The organism is Clostridium sp. ETTB3, assembly GCF_053571985.1.
The window spans coordinates 1,053,509-1,068,147 of sequence record NZ_CP199832.1 but is presented as its reverse complement, the minus strand read 5'-3'; the positions used below and the strand labels follow the sequence as shown (position 1 = coordinate 1,068,147).

14 protein-coding genes and 1 riboswitch are annotated in these 14,639 nt (G+C 25.0%); of the genes, 3 read left to right on the top strand and 11 right to left on the bottom strand.

Going from position 1 to position 14,639, the window contains the following annotated elements; translation table 11 throughout:
* Positions 1-12: 12 nt before the first annotated feature.
* Positions 13-525, bottom strand: a complete 513-nt coding sequence (locus tag ACUN06_RS05260) for a SprT-like domain-containing protein (protein WP_291731244.1) — start codon at positions 523-525, stop codon at positions 13-15.
* A gap of 178 nt (positions 526-703) precedes the next feature.
* Positions 704-1,864 carry a clostripain-related cysteine peptidase gene (locus tag ACUN06_RS05255; RefSeq protein ID WP_291731246.1) on the bottom strand — a complete coding sequence of 387 codons (1,161 nt, stop codon included), beginning with the start codon at positions 1,862-1,864 and terminating at the stop codon, positions 704-706.
* Between the two features lie 173 nt (positions 1,865-2,037).
* Between ACUN06_RS05255 and ACUN06_RS05250 the strand changes: the two genes are divergently transcribed.
* Positions 2,038-2,313, top strand: a complete 276-nt coding sequence (locus ACUN06_RS05250) for a DUF3343 domain-containing protein (protein WP_291731248.1) — start codon at positions 2,038-2,040, stop codon at positions 2,311-2,313.
* Positions 2,314-2,340: 27 nt separating this feature from the next.
* Positions 2,341-3,480 (top strand): aminotransferase class V-fold PLP-dependent enzyme, encoded by a 1,140-nt coding sequence (locus tag ACUN06_RS05245; RefSeq protein WP_291731250.1) that lies wholly within the window; start codon positions 2,341-2,343, stop codon positions 3,478-3,480.
* A gap of 48 nt (positions 3,481-3,528) precedes the next feature.
* Here the strand turns inward: ACUN06_RS05245 and ACUN06_RS05240 are convergent, their stop codons facing one another.
* The 3 genes from ACUN06_RS05240 to ACUN06_RS05230 form a co-directional block, all read right to left on the bottom strand.
* Complete coding sequence (locus ACUN06_RS05240; RefSeq protein ID WP_449390170.1) at positions 3,529-5,463, bottom strand: hypothetical protein; 1,935 nt, start codon at positions 5,461-5,463, stop codon at positions 3,529-3,531.
* A gap of 57 nt (positions 5,464-5,520) precedes the next feature.
* Positions 5,521-5,694 (bottom strand): hypothetical protein, encoded by a 174-nt coding sequence (locus ACUN06_RS05235; RefSeq protein ID WP_294124904.1) that lies wholly within the window; start codon positions 5,692-5,694, stop codon positions 5,521-5,523.
* Positions 5,695-5,958: 264 nt separating this feature from the next.
* Complete coding sequence (locus ACUN06_RS05230) at positions 5,959-6,105, bottom strand: hypothetical protein (protein WP_291731507.1); 147 nt, start codon at positions 6,103-6,105, stop codon at positions 5,959-5,961.
* A 168-nt stretch (positions 6,106-6,273) separates the two neighbouring features.
* On the opposite strand from ACUN06_RS05230, the gene ACUN06_RS05225 reads away from it, so the two are divergent.
* Positions 6,274-7,236: a hypothetical protein gene (locus tag ACUN06_RS05225; RefSeq protein ID WP_291731508.1), complete on the top strand. Its 963-nt coding sequence runs from the start codon at positions 6,274-6,276 to the stop codon at positions 7,234-7,236.
* A 199-nt stretch (positions 7,237-7,435) separates the two neighbouring features.
* On the opposite strand, the gene helD is transcribed toward ACUN06_RS05225, so the two are convergent.
* The 6 genes from helD to ACUN06_RS05195 form a co-directional block, all read right to left on the bottom strand.
* Positions 7,436-9,721, bottom strand: a complete 2,286-nt coding sequence (helD, locus tag ACUN06_RS05220; protein WP_294124906.1) for an RNA polymerase recycling motor HelD — start codon at positions 9,719-9,721, stop codon at positions 7,436-7,438.
* 255 nt (positions 9,722-9,976) lie between these two features.
* Positions 9,977-11,332 carry a PFL family protein gene (locus tag ACUN06_RS05215; protein WP_440250050.1) on the bottom strand — a complete coding sequence of 452 codons (1,356 nt, stop codon included), beginning with the start codon at positions 11,330-11,332 and terminating at the stop codon, positions 9,977-9,979.
* A gap of 26 nt (positions 11,333-11,358) precedes the next feature.
* Positions 11,359-11,628, bottom strand: a complete 270-nt coding sequence (locus ACUN06_RS05210; RefSeq protein ID WP_294124910.1) for an ACT domain-containing protein — start codon at positions 11,626-11,628, stop codon at positions 11,359-11,361.
* Positions 11,629-11,925: 297 nt separating this feature from the next.
* The gene (locus ACUN06_RS05205; RefSeq protein WP_294366924.1) at positions 11,926-12,384 is read right to left on the bottom strand and encodes an S-ribosylhomocysteine lyase; all 459 of its coding nucleotides are present in this window, start codon (positions 12,382-12,384) and stop codon (positions 11,926-11,928) included.
* An 11-nt stretch (positions 12,385-12,395) separates the two neighbouring features.
* Positions 12,396-13,283: a methylenetetrahydrofolate reductase [NAD(P)H] gene (gene metF, locus ACUN06_RS05200; RefSeq protein ID WP_449390169.1), complete on the bottom strand. Its 888-nt coding sequence runs from the start codon at positions 13,281-13,283 to the stop codon at positions 12,396-12,398.
* Between the two features lie 147 nt (positions 13,284-13,430).
* Positions 13,431-13,606: riboswitch (SAM riboswitch) on the bottom strand.
* Between the two features lie 61 nt (positions 13,607-13,667).
* Positions 13,668-14,615: an MraY family glycosyltransferase gene (locus tag ACUN06_RS05195; RefSeq protein WP_291731515.1), complete on the bottom strand. Its 948-nt coding sequence runs from the start codon at positions 14,613-14,615 to the stop codon at positions 13,668-13,670.
* Between the last annotated feature and the right edge of the window lie 24 nt (positions 14,616-14,639).

Below are 14,639 nucleotides of genomic sequence, written 5' to 3'. Positions count from 1 at the left end.
TCTTCTAATATACTACATAAGATTATCACAGTAAAGTCTTACCTTACAACACTTAGATACATAATTATTAACCTTTCTTATTGCTGCATCTTTCCGTGCATGCATACACACAATTTTCTTACATTTACTGCAATAAATTTTATACTTATATTTTTCCACTTTATTATTTTCACTATTATATTTAAATGTAGCATTAGGTGATATTCCACTTTTTAAACAACATTCTTTAAAAAATTTATTGTGTCCATTATTTCTTTTTGTAATAGAATTACAATAATAATGTAAGTATTCATGAATTATTACTTCTTTAACAACTTCTTCTGGATAACTCCCATTAATTAATGTGTATGAAAAAACAAATTTTATTGGTATTATATTGTTTTCAGTATTTTTATAAAAAAATGCTCCCATTCTCTTAGTTACTCTTTTTGATATTTCTATATTTATTCCACATGGATAATTCCATATTTTTGATATTTCATTTATTATAAATCTTATATCATTTATTTCCCAAACCTTATACATTTTTCCCCCTAAACAAATCTATAAATTTTAGTTTTCACTATATATACTTCATTATTTAATTTTACCCCTAATGATTTCATAATTACATTTTAAATGTTATAATTTTATCACTTTTGTATTAATTACTCTACATAAAAGAGATTATTACTAATTATATACAAAGTAATTGGATAACCCTTTAGATTATCCAATTATTTTTCATATAAAGATTATTTGCTATATTTTTTACTTCCTCATAAGTTATTGAATCTCCATTAAAATTACTAATAAACAATTCAATATCCCTCTTATCTAAAATTTCTTGTTCAATCTTTGAATTTTTCATATTAGTTTTTTCAGTATACGATTTTCTCCCCATTAAGTTACTACAATAATTATTTTTAGTAAATGCTAACTTATAATAAAACCTTACAAAACTTTCTACATCTTCTATTTGATACTCATTATAAAATATTAAATGTATTAATCTCTTTCGTTGTTCTATATTTTGAGCACATAATATTAGTTGATTTATAACTTTATCTACTTTTTTATAAATATCATTATATAATTTTATTTCTTCCTTTGTAGCTTTTTCTTCATTATTTAAAAGCCAGTAATAAGCAAGTTTATTGCTTAATTCTTTTATTTTTTCTAATTTACCATGCTTTACTTCTATAGCAACTAAATTTTGCTTTGATTTATTTACTATATTCTTAAGAATCAAATTTGTAGGCTCATCATCTATTTTTTGAATAATATAGTTATAATCCATTCCCTCTAATGGTCCATTATTTATATATGTCATAATATACTTTACTACATTAACTTTTTCTTTTCCTAACTCATATATAAGTTCTATTGTATTCATATTACATATATCTAATATTAATATATCAATATCAATTATATTTTTTAAATTATTTATAGCTGTGCACATTTCATACATTCCCATTATATATGGCTCTTTACCACATAAATCAGATAAACTTGCAACTATAAATCCGTGTCCTGAAATTGAAACCATATATCTTTTTGCCGGAAACTTATTTGCTGCCCACTTTATAAAATCATATAAATTTCTATAATCAGCCATATTGATATATTCATTTGATTGTACAATTTCTAAATTTCCATTTATTATTGAATATCTTCTAGTTCCTGTCCAATCTTCTGCATATGATGAATCATCTTGCCTTATAGTTCTTACTAAATCAATTGGTGCCTTGCTTAATTGAATTACTATATTTACATTGCTTTTATTTATTTTACATAATTGTTTAAACGTGTTTTCCATTTCTATTGCCAGTTCATTACTTCCATTAAGATACATTATCACCGTCCATTCCTTTTTAGACATAACACTCTCCTATATGAAATATAAATATCTATAATTAATTTATGATTTTTTATCAATGATAATTACATTATTTTTTAATAATTTTCCTTATTATCACATTCTTATGCTTTTTAACACTTATTATTATTTACATGAATATAATATATAAGCAAACAAACTAGGGGGGCGATAAAATGAGTGAAAAACCAGTATATATAATAACCTTTAATTCTGCAAACTATAGTATGTATGTATATAAACTATTAAAAGACAAAAAACTTTCAGTTTATATGATTCAAACTCCTTGTCTACTTTCATCAGGATGTGCACGTTCCATTGAAGTACCTGAAAATCAATTAGATAAGGTTATAGATATATTAAAAGATAAAAAAACACTAATTCGTGAAATTCATAAAAAATACGTCAATCCAGAAATACGACGCTATGTTTATGAAAAACTTGAATTTTAATCAATAATAATTTTACTAGGAGGATTTATGATATATTTAGACAATGCTGCAACAACCTTTCCAAAACCCAATGAAGTTTATAATTCTGTAGATGATTGTATAAGAAATTATTGTGCTAATCCAGGAAGAGGTGCCCATAATTTATCTATTAAATGTGAAAGTAAAATATTTGATTGTAGAGAAAGGCTTTCAATGTTATTAAATATAGAAAATCCTCTGAACATAATATTTACATTAAATGCTACAGATTCGTTAAATATTGCTATAAAAGGAGTCTTAAAACCTGGGGATCATGCTATAACAACTATGATTGAGCATAATTCTGTTTTACGGCCATTATATTCATTGAAAAAATTTAATATTGAAACAACTATTATTCCTGTTAACTCTTTAGGATATTTAAATATAAACGATATAAAAAAATCTATTAAAAAAAATACAAAAGCAATTATTATAAATCATGGTTCAAATGTTATTGGAACCATTCAAAACCTTGAGCCTATTGGATTACTTGCTAAATCACTTGGAATACTATTTATAGTTGATGCTTCTCAAACAATAGGTTATTCACAAATAAATGTAAAAAAAATGAATATAAACTTATTAGCTTTTCCTGGTCATAAATCACTTTTTGGATTACAAGGTACCGGAGGATTATATATTTCTGATAACATTGAAATATCCTCTTTAAAAGAAGGAGGAACTGGCAGTAATTCAGAATCAATAATTCAACCTGACTTTCTTCCTGATAAAATGGAAAGTGGCACTTTAAACACCCCAGGAATAATAAGCTTAAATGAAGGCATTAAATTTATTTTTTCTAAAAGAATTGATAATATTAGAAATCATGAAATATCCCTTATGGAATATTTAACTTCAGAACTACAAAAATTACCCTTTGTAAAACTCTATGGTGAAACTAATCCTCAATTAAAAACTCCAGTATTATCATTTAACATTGATAACCATGATAGTTCAGAAGTTGGACGTTATTTAAATTCATTAAATATTTACTTGCGTACAAGCTATCATTGTGCTCCTCTTATTCATAAGATAATTGGCACTGAAAGAATTGGTACTGTAAGAGTTAGTCCAGGTTATTTTAATACCTTTAATGATATAGAAACTTTTATTCTTGCCATAAAAAATTTTTATACTCACATATAAAAAATAGCTGTATCAAATTTTGATACAGCTCAATTTAAATATTATAATTTACATAAACCCATTTCTTCTAATTCTGCTTAATTCCCTTATTTTTATATTTAATATTTTTATTTCATTTACATATTTTAATTTTTCTTGTTTTTCAACTGTAAAGGCATCATTTAATTCATTTAATTGTAAATTTAGTTCTTCAATTTCATTAACATACTTCATATTTTCTATTTTTATTTTATTAAGAAGCTTTTTCAAATTAGTAATTTCATTATTACTTTTTTCTTTTATTTCATTGTTTATGCTGCTTAATTCATTGTTTGAATTACTTAGCTCATTGTTTGAATTACTTAACTCCTTGTTTATTTTATTTAAATTATTAATTTTCTCTTCATTTTTATTTAATTGCATGTTTAATTCTGTTATCTTGCTAATATAAGCTTCAATTTCATTTTTATATTTTTCTATTCTTTCATTTAATGATGATATTTCTATTAAATTTCCCTTAACTATTTTTTCACTTTTATTTTTACTTTCTTTCATATCTTGTACATTTTCATTACAAGTTTTAATTTCATCTTCTTTTTGTTTTATAATTTGCTTTAAGTTTACTATTTCATCTGAGTGATCTTGTAACAAACTTTTATTTAACCCTTCAATATCATTTATCTTTGCTTTATATTCTTCTATTGAATCTTGACTTTCACTTAATTTTATTTCAATTTCATTTATTTGAATATTTTTTTGTTTAATCTTATCATTTAATAAATCTATATTTTCAAGAAGTTTTTCTCTATCACCTTCAATTTCCGTAAATTTATCCATAAATTTATTAATTATTTCTTCATAACTTTCTATTTTCACTATAAGTTTATTGACATATTCTTTATCTATTGTTTTTTCTTTAATTTCATTTTCAAGCTCTTGCTCTGTAATTATTATATTATTCTTTTCTAAAGATTCATTTTCTTCAATATTATCTTCTTTATCTTGCTCAATTAATTTATCTGCCTTATTTTGTATAAAGTCTTCATCAGTAAATATTTCACCATCTTTTGTCTTAAAAATAATTATCCTATTTTTTAACAATTCATTATTAAATTCAAAATAGCATTTTTCTATTTTATCTATATTTTTTAAGTTTGATTCTAAAAGCAATTCTGCTGAATTAAAGCAATCCTCTTTTATTATTTTAATTTTATTTTCAGATATAGTAATTACATTTAATTTTCCATTATTTGAAATTTGAATATTAGCAAACCTAATATCTTTATTTCTCCTATCTATAGTTCTCTTCCTTATTTCAGAATCACCAACTCCAAATACTAAATTAAAATTATCACTTTCTCTAAAAATATAAGTATATGCTATATAATTATTATCTTTTATAAAATTAATATCTTCTATCTCATTTGAGTTTGCATCCAATATTATAAATTCTGACCATTTATCTTCTGCATTAATAAATAGTCTATATCCAACATAATTAAGTTTTGCTGCTTTTACATATGCAATTGATAAAATTCCATCCTTAATATTTACAATATAAGGAACATATAAATTCTCCTCTAAAATATCCATGGTGATTTCTGTAGACATAATAAGATTGTTATTTAGCCTTCTAAAGCATAATACATTTCTTTTATTAAACTTTTTAATATAAAAAATATTTAACATATTATTTAATGAAACTATTTGTATTTTGTTATATTCTAATAATCCTTTTGTTAGTATCATAGAATTTTGAATTTTATTATCCTTAAATACAGTTAAAATTAATTGTTCTTTTAAATTTATATAAATAATATATAAACCTTTATCTAAGTTTAAAATTACATTCTTTAATAACTTACAATCATTTAAAATTGTTTGCTCAAAAGTTAATTCATGATTTATATATTCATTTATAATCACTTCATCATTTACTTTATGTATATAGTTTATTTTCTCCTCTTGCTTTATACAAAACCCATCTAGATCATACATTTTCATTTTACTCCCCAATAATATTACTATTATAAGTTATGCATTTCTTTTCATACTTGATACTTATCTCTTTTTACTTAAAAGCTTAACTATTAATTTATCTTTCTCATCTATAATTTTATTTAATTCATTAATTTTTCTTAAATATTCATTATATTTCTTATTATACTTTCTTGTTAAGTTACTTATTTTATTTATATAACTTATTTTATTTTCTACAATATCATCTCCTAGCAAACTTATAAGTTCATTATTTTTTTATTTTTATTATAAATATAATTTTCTATAACCTTTAAAAAGAAAGGTTTTCTCTTTATCCCCTCCCCTAAAAATTAAGTTTATTTTATCTTCATTTGTAATTATCATATCTAATGAATCAATATACAGTGAATATCTTTTACTATTCATATGTAAATGCTTCTTTATTTTCTTATTATATTTTAATGAAATCTCAACTAAATAAATTTTATATTTTTCATAATAAAAAGCTATCCATATTGATTAATTAAAATACTTAACACAATAATCTTTAACATATTCTCCAAGCATTATTATTTCATCTTTTACTGAATAATATAAATTATCTTGCTCAATAAAAATTTTATAAACCTCTTTTTTATAATCAATAAAAGTTATTTTTTTCAACATAAAATCACCTTAAATTACTATATAGTAGACTATGTTTTTATCTTTATAAATATGTATGTATTTTTTCATTGAAATTATAATATAAAACTATTTTCTCACAATTTATTTATCACCTCATATTATAGTATTAGGTTAATCTTAATCTAGAATTTAAGGAGGATATAATATATGTCACAAGACACTTTTAATGTTGTTCAATCTGATACATTCGCTAATGAATGTATCATTGCCAAAAAAATATATGGTAGATGTAAACAACAAGATTGCTTAAAACCACTTTGTGGACCAATGATTCCAGCACCTCCAATTTCATGTCCTGATATTTGTGATGGCCCTGGACCAGAAATACCAAACCCTTATAGCTCTATTCCAATTTCAGCTAGTAAATTAGCTGCTACAAACCTTACTAATGCTACCGGACAAAGTTCTCCATTTGTAGCTACTATTAACAAAGATGATATAATTAATTTTACTGATTCAGTTAGTAGTCTTTGTGTAGATAATTTTGATACAGAAATTACTGCAAATGTATGTCCTCAAAGTTTTAATTCCAATGGTTTTTATAATGTTAAAGTAACTTATACTTTCACTTATGATTTAACATTAATTGATGCTTCTGGAAATCCTATAACTGTAACAGTTGATAATAATGAAACAACAGATATTCCAGCTTATACAACTTACACTAAAAATATTTCATTACAAGGTGGAATTGTGGAAGAAAATACACCTATTAAAGTTTTTGATTCATTAAACTCTAATATATCTAGCTCAAATAATGGTAACCTTTGTAATGCAGCTTGCAATGGTTCATTACCACTAAATAATAATCTTCCTGAAGTATTTGTAAAATCAATAGCAAATTCATTAACAGCTAATATCTCTAGATATTTTGTACCTTCACCTACTCCTGGTGTTATTCCAACAACACAATTATATCGTGCAGATGTTATAATTGGATTATTCACAATTATTGAATTATATAGGTTAACAACTATAACAGTTATTACTACTGAACCTGGTGAACCACCTCAATGTCCACCTTCATATAGTAACAACGATCCTTGCCAAGAATTTAATACACTTCCATTCCCATATGATGATTTTAATCCACCATATAGTGGTTGCTAATATATTTTATCAACTTATAACTTATATAAGGCAGGATAAAAAAATCTCTACATGAAAGGAATTATTTTAATTCCTTCATGTAGGATTTTTTTTATTATATGTTATTTAAAAGTTTTTAAAAGCTTATAAAAAATCCATAAAAAATAAAACTATAAGATAGTTAATTGTAATTTAACATGCTTATAGTTTTATTCTTTATTTAACTTCTAACTATATTTTTTGATAACTCTTCCTCTGTTATTATATATTCATTATGAAGTGCTCTTGTTAAAGCTACATATAATAATCTTTGATTTAATATATTATCAGGATAGTTTTTTTCTGTTGGATTATATATAATTGTACCATCAAATTCCAAGCCCTTTGTTAAATAAGTAGGTATAAGAACTATATCTGTATTAGGACTATCCTTTTCATTACCTTTTATTAAAGTATATTCTAAATTAGTATATTTTTTTAACTCCTTATCTAAAATCTTTGCTTCATTAAAAGTTTTAGTTATAATAGCAATACTATGTTTCCCTTTAGAATTTAACCTCTTAACTATTTCATCAATTAATTCAACAGATTCTCTTCTAGATACAGATTTAATTATTTGTGGTTTATCTCCATGTCTTAATACAGGTTTTGCACTTTTTATATTTAACCCTTGTGCTTTTAATGCAGAATTAGCAAATTCTATTATTTCAACTGTTGATCTATAACTTTGGCTTAAGGAAATAAAAGTTGCCTTTCCATCAAAAACACCTTCAGTAATATCTTCCCATTTTCTTATTCCCTTATAATGATATATACCTTGTGCTAAATCACCAACAAGAGTTAATGAATTTCCCTTAGACATATTATTAATTAAATATATTTGAAATGGACTATAATCTTGAGCTTCATCTACAACTATATGTTTAAATTTATTTTTTTCATCTATTCCTTCTAATATCATATGAATATAAAATAATATTGGTAAATCATCTTCATCAATTATTCCATTTTCTTTGTTTCTTAACACATCATTTTTAATATATTCAGCTAAACCTTTAGGAATTCTATTTGCCGTAACAATTTCAAATATTTGATCATCTTCAAATAATCTATAATAAATATCACTACATGTAATTCCTCTCCAATGCTTAAAATAATCATTCATAGTCTTTTTAGCATCATGTTTAATATGTTCCTTTAAACTATCTCTTTCATTATATATTTCTATTAACTTATGTCTTCTTTCTTCACTATCATCTAACTTTCTTTTTATTTCTTTAATTTTTAAGTCCCATTCTCTATCAATTTGAACAAGAAGCATTGCAATCTTTTCTTTTAATTTTAATGTTAAGTATCTCTTTATTTCATCTTTTCTCTTATTTATAGGATAATTAGAAAGATCTTTAAGGTATAATCTCATTATTTCTCTTTTTGAAAATAAAACATAATTAGAAATTAATATATCATCAATTTCTAATGAACTACCTTCTAATAATGTTATATATCTATCTATTATAGTTTTAAATATTAAATTTCCCTTTACTCTAGATGAATTAATTATAAATTGTTTTTCTTTACTGTCCTCTGCTTCTATAAGTTCTTTTAACTTATCATCTTTAGTTTTAATTTTTCCCTTTATTTTTAATTGCTTCATAACTAACTCTTGAAAAGTTGTTTGCTTGACATCATTTGAACCTAACGTTGGAAGAATATCAGATATATAATCTAAAAATAGCTTATTTGGTGCTAAAACTAAAATATCTTTTCCATCCATCGATTCTCTATATCTATATAACAAATAAGCTAATCTATGTAATGCAATTGTAGTTTTTCCTGAACCAGCTGATCCTTGAACTATTATAGGAAGATTTTTAGGCCACCTTATAATATCATTTTGTTCTTTTTGTATTGTTGCAACTACTTCCTTTAACTTTTTTCCTCTACTTTCTTCTAAGTTTATTTTTAAGAACTCATCAACAAGCCCTTCTCCCTCTTCTCCATTAATTATTATTTCATTTGTTCCTTCATCAAAAATTTTAGATAGATTTTCTTCATTATATAAAAATTTTCTCTTTAAATTTAAGTCTCCTTCAACTACTCCCATAGGTGCTTTATAGTATGCTTCTCCCCCTGTCCCACTATAATATAAATCTGCAACTGGTGCTCTCCAATCCACAACTATTTCTTCACCATCATATGTTGATGTTATTCCCTTTTTTCCTATATAAATCTTTTCTTGACTTCCAAATTTCTCATCAAAATCAACTCTACCAAAATAAGGATTTTTTAATGCTTCTTCATAATTTTCTATTTCTTTCTTTAAAAGCATATATATTTTTTCTGTATTTTCTTTTTCTTGGCTATAGCTTCCTTTTGCTTCTTTAGTAACAGATATTAATTTTTTTTGTATTTCTTCTTGGTATCTTTTTTTTTGTTCAACTTCATTTAATATATCTTTACGCTTTTGCTCAAGAATTTTCTTTTCTAAAGCTAAATTATCATTCATTTGTTTTCACGACCATTCTATTTTTTATAAATTTTATGCCATACCTAATAATAATCTATACTTATTAATTTGTATAGTAATACTTATTTATAGTCTTTCCACTTTTACAACTTTTATTTTAATTTTATCAATTTTATTATATATAATTTATTAAACACTGTCTAAATTTATAGTGTAAAATAAATATATTCCCTAATAAATAATTAATTAATATTTTCAATTAATTATTTATTATAAAATATCCTTATATATTAATTAATTTTTAAATGAATGTATTGGAGCTGGTATTCTACCACCTCGTTGTATAAACTCAAATGAAGAATATTTATTTACTTTCATTACAGGAGCACTTCCTAATAATCCCCCAAATTCAACCATATCTCCAACCTTACATCCTGGTGCTGGTATTATCCTTACAGCTGTAGTTTTATTATTTATAACACCAATTGCACTTTCATCTGCAATTATTGCTGATATTGTTTCTGCTGATGTATCTCCAGGTACTGCAATCATATCTAATCCTACTGAGCATATTGCTGTCATAGCTTCAAGCTTTTCTAAATTTAATGAACCATTTAAAACTGCATCTATCATTCCTGCATCTTCTGAAACTGGAATAAACGCTCCACTTAATCCTCCAACATGACTACATGCCATTACTCCACCTTTTTTAACTTGATCATTTAATAATGCAAGTGCTGCTGTTGTTCCATGTGTTCCTACTACTTCTAACCCCATTGCTTGTAATATATGTGCTACAGAATCTCCAATTGCAGGTGTAGGTGCTAATGATAAATCTACTATTCCAAAAGGAGTATTTAATCTTTTAGATGCTTCATGTGCTACTAATTGCCCAATTCTTGTTATTTTAAATGCTGTCTTTTTTATTGTTTCTGCTAATACATCAAAACTTTCTCCCTTTACCTTTTCAATTGCTCTTTGAACTACCCCTGGACCACTTACACCTACATTAATAATCTTATCCGCTTCTCCTACCCCATGAAATGCTCCTGCCATAAATGGATTATCTTCAACTGCATTTGCAAATACAACAAGCTTTGCACACCCAAATCCCTTTTTATCAGATGTTAAATTTGCTGTTTTTTTAATTACTTCACCCATTTCTTTCACAGCATCCATATTAATTCCACATCTTGTTGATCCTACATTTACAGATGAACATACCTTACTAGTTTTAGCTAATGCTTCTGGAATTGAATTAATTAAAATGCTATCGCCTTTAGTATATCCCTTATGTACTAATGCTGAAAATCCCCCTATAAAGTCAATGCCTAATTCATATGCAGCCCTATCTAATGTTTCGGCAAATTTTATATAATTTTTTTCATCTGTAGTACCTGCTACTATAGATATTGGTGTAACCGAAACTCTTTTATTCACTATTGGCACTCCAAATTCATTTTCTATTTCATTGCCTACTTTAACTAAATCTTTAGCAACTGTAATAATCTTATTATATATTTTTTCCCTAGCTTTATCTCCATTGCTATCTATACAATCTAAAAGAGAAATTCCCATAGTTATAGTTCTAATATCTAACTTTTCTTCTTCAATCATTTTAATTGTTTCTAATATATTATTTGCATTCATAACTTTCCCCCATTAAAAGCTTTATTTTATACACTATAAATTGAGTTAAATATTTCTTCCCTTTGTATTTTCACATCCACTCCAAGTTCCTTGCCTTTTAATTCTAAAGATTTTTTAATTTCCTCAAAATTACTATTGCTTAACTTTAAATCAAGCATCATTATCATAGTAAAAAATTCATCTATAATTGTTTGATTAACATCTAAAATATTAATATTTAACCTTTGTAATTCATTACTTACTCCAGCTATAATCCCTACTTTATCTTTTCCTATCACTGTTAATATTGCTTTCATCTCACCCTCCATCTATTTCCAAATTAAGTAATTTTTACAATTTATTATATTAATTCTACTATTCCAATAATTAATTGTCAATTTATCCCATCTTCTATTTATACTTCTTATAAAACTATTAAACTTCTGCTGCCTTATTACTTATATTACTTAATAATAAAATCATAATATTTTTATAAATTTACCACCTCCTTAGCATAATTCATAAAATATTGTTAACCTTATAACTTTTAATACAAAAAAATAATGACACTTACTTATAAGCATCATTATTTATACATACTTTATATATTATTTTTATTCTTCTCCATAAATATTAAGAGAAAATCCTTTCTTTAATACCTCTCTTGCATATTCCTTTGCTCCAAATAAAGATAAATCTCTATAATTACCACATTGGATATCATTTGCAGCAGGAATTTCTGTTGCATTTAATACAACATTTAATGATTTTTCAACAGCTTCCTTAATTTCACTAACTTCTCTATTTCCAAATATACTTAAATAAAATCCTGTTCTACATCCCATTGGAGAAAAATCAATTATTCCATCTAAATTTTTTCTTAATTCATATGCTAATAAATGTTCTAATCCATGCATAGCTGCTGTTCCAAAGGCTTCTTTATTTGGCTGTAAAAATCTAATATCAAATTTTGTTACATAATCTCCTTGAGGTCCATTTAAAGTACAGCACTTTCTTATATATGGTGCTTTAACCTTTCTATGATCTAATTCAAAACTTTCTACTTTATCCATTTTATTACCTCCTAAACTACTCTTTTTTTATTAATGGAATTTCTTATAGAATCTATGCTTTCAGTTATTTTTCTTGCAACATATGGATTATTCATTGTGTATAAATGAATTCCTTGAACTCCACTTGAAACTAAATCAACTATTTGTTCAACTGCATATGCAATTCCAGCATCTCTTAATGCTTCTTTATCATGTTCATACTTATTTACGATTTTAACAAACTTTTCTGGTAATGTAGCACCACATAATGAAGTAATTCTTTCAATTTGAGCCTTATTAGTTACTGGCATAATTCCAGCTTCAATAGAAGATTTTATATTTAATTTATCCTTTTCTTCTAAAAAGTTATAAAAATAATTATTATCAAAGAATAATTGAGATATAAAATGAGAAGCGCCACTTTTTTCTTTTAACTTTAAGTGCATTAAATCTTCCTTTAAATCTCTTCCTCTAACATAACCTTCTGGATAGCATGCTGCTGCTATGTTAAAATCTCCTCTTTCCTTTATATGTGATATAAGTTCATAAGCATATTTAAAATCACCTCTTAAAGTTTGACCTTCTGGAATATCCCCTCTTAATGCTAAAACATTTTCAATTCCTTTTGATTTTAAATTATCTAAGATATAATCAATTTCTTTTTTTGTTGAATTAATGCAAGTTAAATGAGCTACTGCTTCAACTCCATATTTTTCTTTAACCAGTGAAGATAATTCTATTGTTCTATTATTTACTAAGCTTCCTCCTGCCCCATAAGTAACACTTATAAAATCTGGTTTTAAATCCTTTAATTCTTCTAAAGTATTATAAATAGTTTTTACTGAAGAAGTTGTTTTTGGTGGAAAAATTTCAAAGGAAAATACTAAATCCTTATTTTCAAATATTTCATTAATTTTCATATAAATACCCCCTTGTTTTTTGTCTAAAGTTATTGCTTCAAATTAAATAATTATAATAAACTCACTATCATTATATTATTTAAAATAAATAAAAAAACCTAAAGGATATTTCCTTTAGGTAATTATAAAGTCTTGACCATTAAAATATCCTTATCTTTCAGCAATAGCTGTTGGATTTAGCACCACATTCAAGTAGCGACAAGTTATAAGTGATAAGTGACAAGTTACTACTAATAACTTTGTCACTTATCACTTGGCACTTGTCACTGTCGACAGGTTGCTGGGTTTCAATGGGCCAGTCCCTCCACCACTCTTGATAAGTTCCATCAAATTATACATTCTTTTTTCAAATTTGTAAATACTTAACTTTTGTATATAATTTCACTAAATTAATAACATTACTATAGAAATAATACTAAATGTTAAACTTATTATACTTATAAAAGCTACAACTTGTTTAGTATTCATTCCCTTTGCTTCTAGCCTATAATGTAGCTGACTTCTATCTGCTTGATACACAGGTTTCCCTTCTGAAAATCTTTTAAAAATTACAAATATATTATCAAAAATAGGTACTGCTAGTGCTAAAATTGGAATTAGTAAACTTAATATAGTTGCTGCTTTAAAAGCTCCATCTAAAGCTATTATACTTAAAATAAAGCCTAAAAAATTAGCGCCTGAATCTCCCATAAATATTTTTGCAGGATATCTATTATAAAATAAAAATGCTAATACACTTCCTGCTGTCATTAAAGAAAATAATAATGATGGAGGTTGTGATAATATTATTGCAGATGCTGCAAATGTCATTGCAGATATAAATGTTAATCCCCCTGCTAATCCATCCATTCCATCTGACCAATTAATAACAGTGGTAACACCAAAAATCCAAGTTACAGTTAATAAAAATTGAATTATAGGTGATAAAACAATATATGTATTTGTAAATGGATTTGTAAATCCATGAAAAGCCACTCCAGATTTATATACAATAATTGCTGCTAACAATTGTACTATTAATCTTGGTATAATAGCAAACTCCTTGCCAATACTCTTATGATAGTCATCTACTATTCCTATTATTAATATTAATAATGCTCCTATAAAAATACCGTACTTTTCTTTAAATGGATGATCCGAAAAAATTATAAAATAAGGTATAAAAAAACCAATAAACATGGATATTCCTCCACAAAGTGGTATATTACCTCTATGTTTTTTTCTTTTGGTTGGTTTATCAGTAAAATTATATTTAAATGCTAATTTCATTAGTATTGGTGTCAAAATAAATACTATTGAAAAAGACAAAATTGTCGCTAGTAAATACTTCATTAATTTTCTCCTTAAAATTTAGTA

What these genes read in the sequence shown, in the direction of transcription:
- ACUN06_RS05195 (WP_291731515.1), bottom strand. Translation starts at nt 14,615, where the DNA reads ATGAAGTATTTACTAGCGACAATTTTGTCTTTTTCAATAGTATTTATT.
- ACUN06_RS05230 (WP_291731507.1), bottom strand. Translation starts at nt 6,105, where the DNA reads ATGTTGAAAAAAATAACTTTTATTGATTATAAAAAAGAGGTTTATAAA.
- ACUN06_RS05260 (WP_291731244.1), bottom strand. Translation starts at nt 525, where the DNA reads ATGTATAAGGTTTGGGAAATAAATGATATAAGATTTATAATAAATGAA.
- ACUN06_RS05205 (WP_294366924.1), bottom strand. Translation starts at nt 12,384, where the DNA reads ATGGATAAAGTAGAAAGTTTTGAATTAGATCATAGAAAGGTTAAAGCA.
- ACUN06_RS05225 (WP_291731508.1), top strand. Translation starts at nt 6,274, where the DNA reads ATGTCACAAGACACTTTTAATGTTGTTCAATCTGATACATTCGCTAAT.
- metF (WP_449390169.1), bottom strand. Translation starts at nt 13,283, where the DNA reads ATGAAAATTAATGAAATATTTGAAAATAAGGATTTAGTATTTTCCTTT.
- ACUN06_RS05215 (WP_440250050.1), bottom strand. Translation starts at nt 11,332, where the DNA reads ATGAATGCAAATAATATATTAGAAACAATTAAAATGATTGAAGAAGAA.
- ACUN06_RS05240 (WP_449390170.1), bottom strand. Translation starts at nt 5,463, where the DNA reads ATGAAAATGTATGATCTAGATGGGTTTTGTATAAAGCAAGAGGAGAAA.
- ACUN06_RS05210 (WP_294124910.1), bottom strand. Translation starts at nt 11,628, where the DNA reads ATGAAAGCAATATTAACAGTGATAGGAAAAGATAAAGTAGGGATTATA.
- ACUN06_RS05245 (WP_291731250.1), top strand. Translation starts at nt 2,341, where the DNA reads ATGATATATTTAGACAATGCTGCAACAACCTTTCCAAAACCCAATGAA.
- ACUN06_RS05250 (WP_291731248.1), top strand. Translation starts at nt 2,038, where the DNA reads ATGAGTGAAAAACCAGTATATATAATAACCTTTAATTCTGCAAACTAT.
- ACUN06_RS05255 (WP_291731246.1), bottom strand. Translation starts at nt 1,864, where the DNA reads ATGTCTAAAAAGGAATGGACGGTGATAATGTATCTTAATGGAAGTAAT.
- helD (WP_294124906.1), bottom strand. Translation starts at nt 9,721, where the DNA reads ATGAATGATAATTTAGCTTTAGAAAAGAAAATTCTTGAGCAAAAGCGT.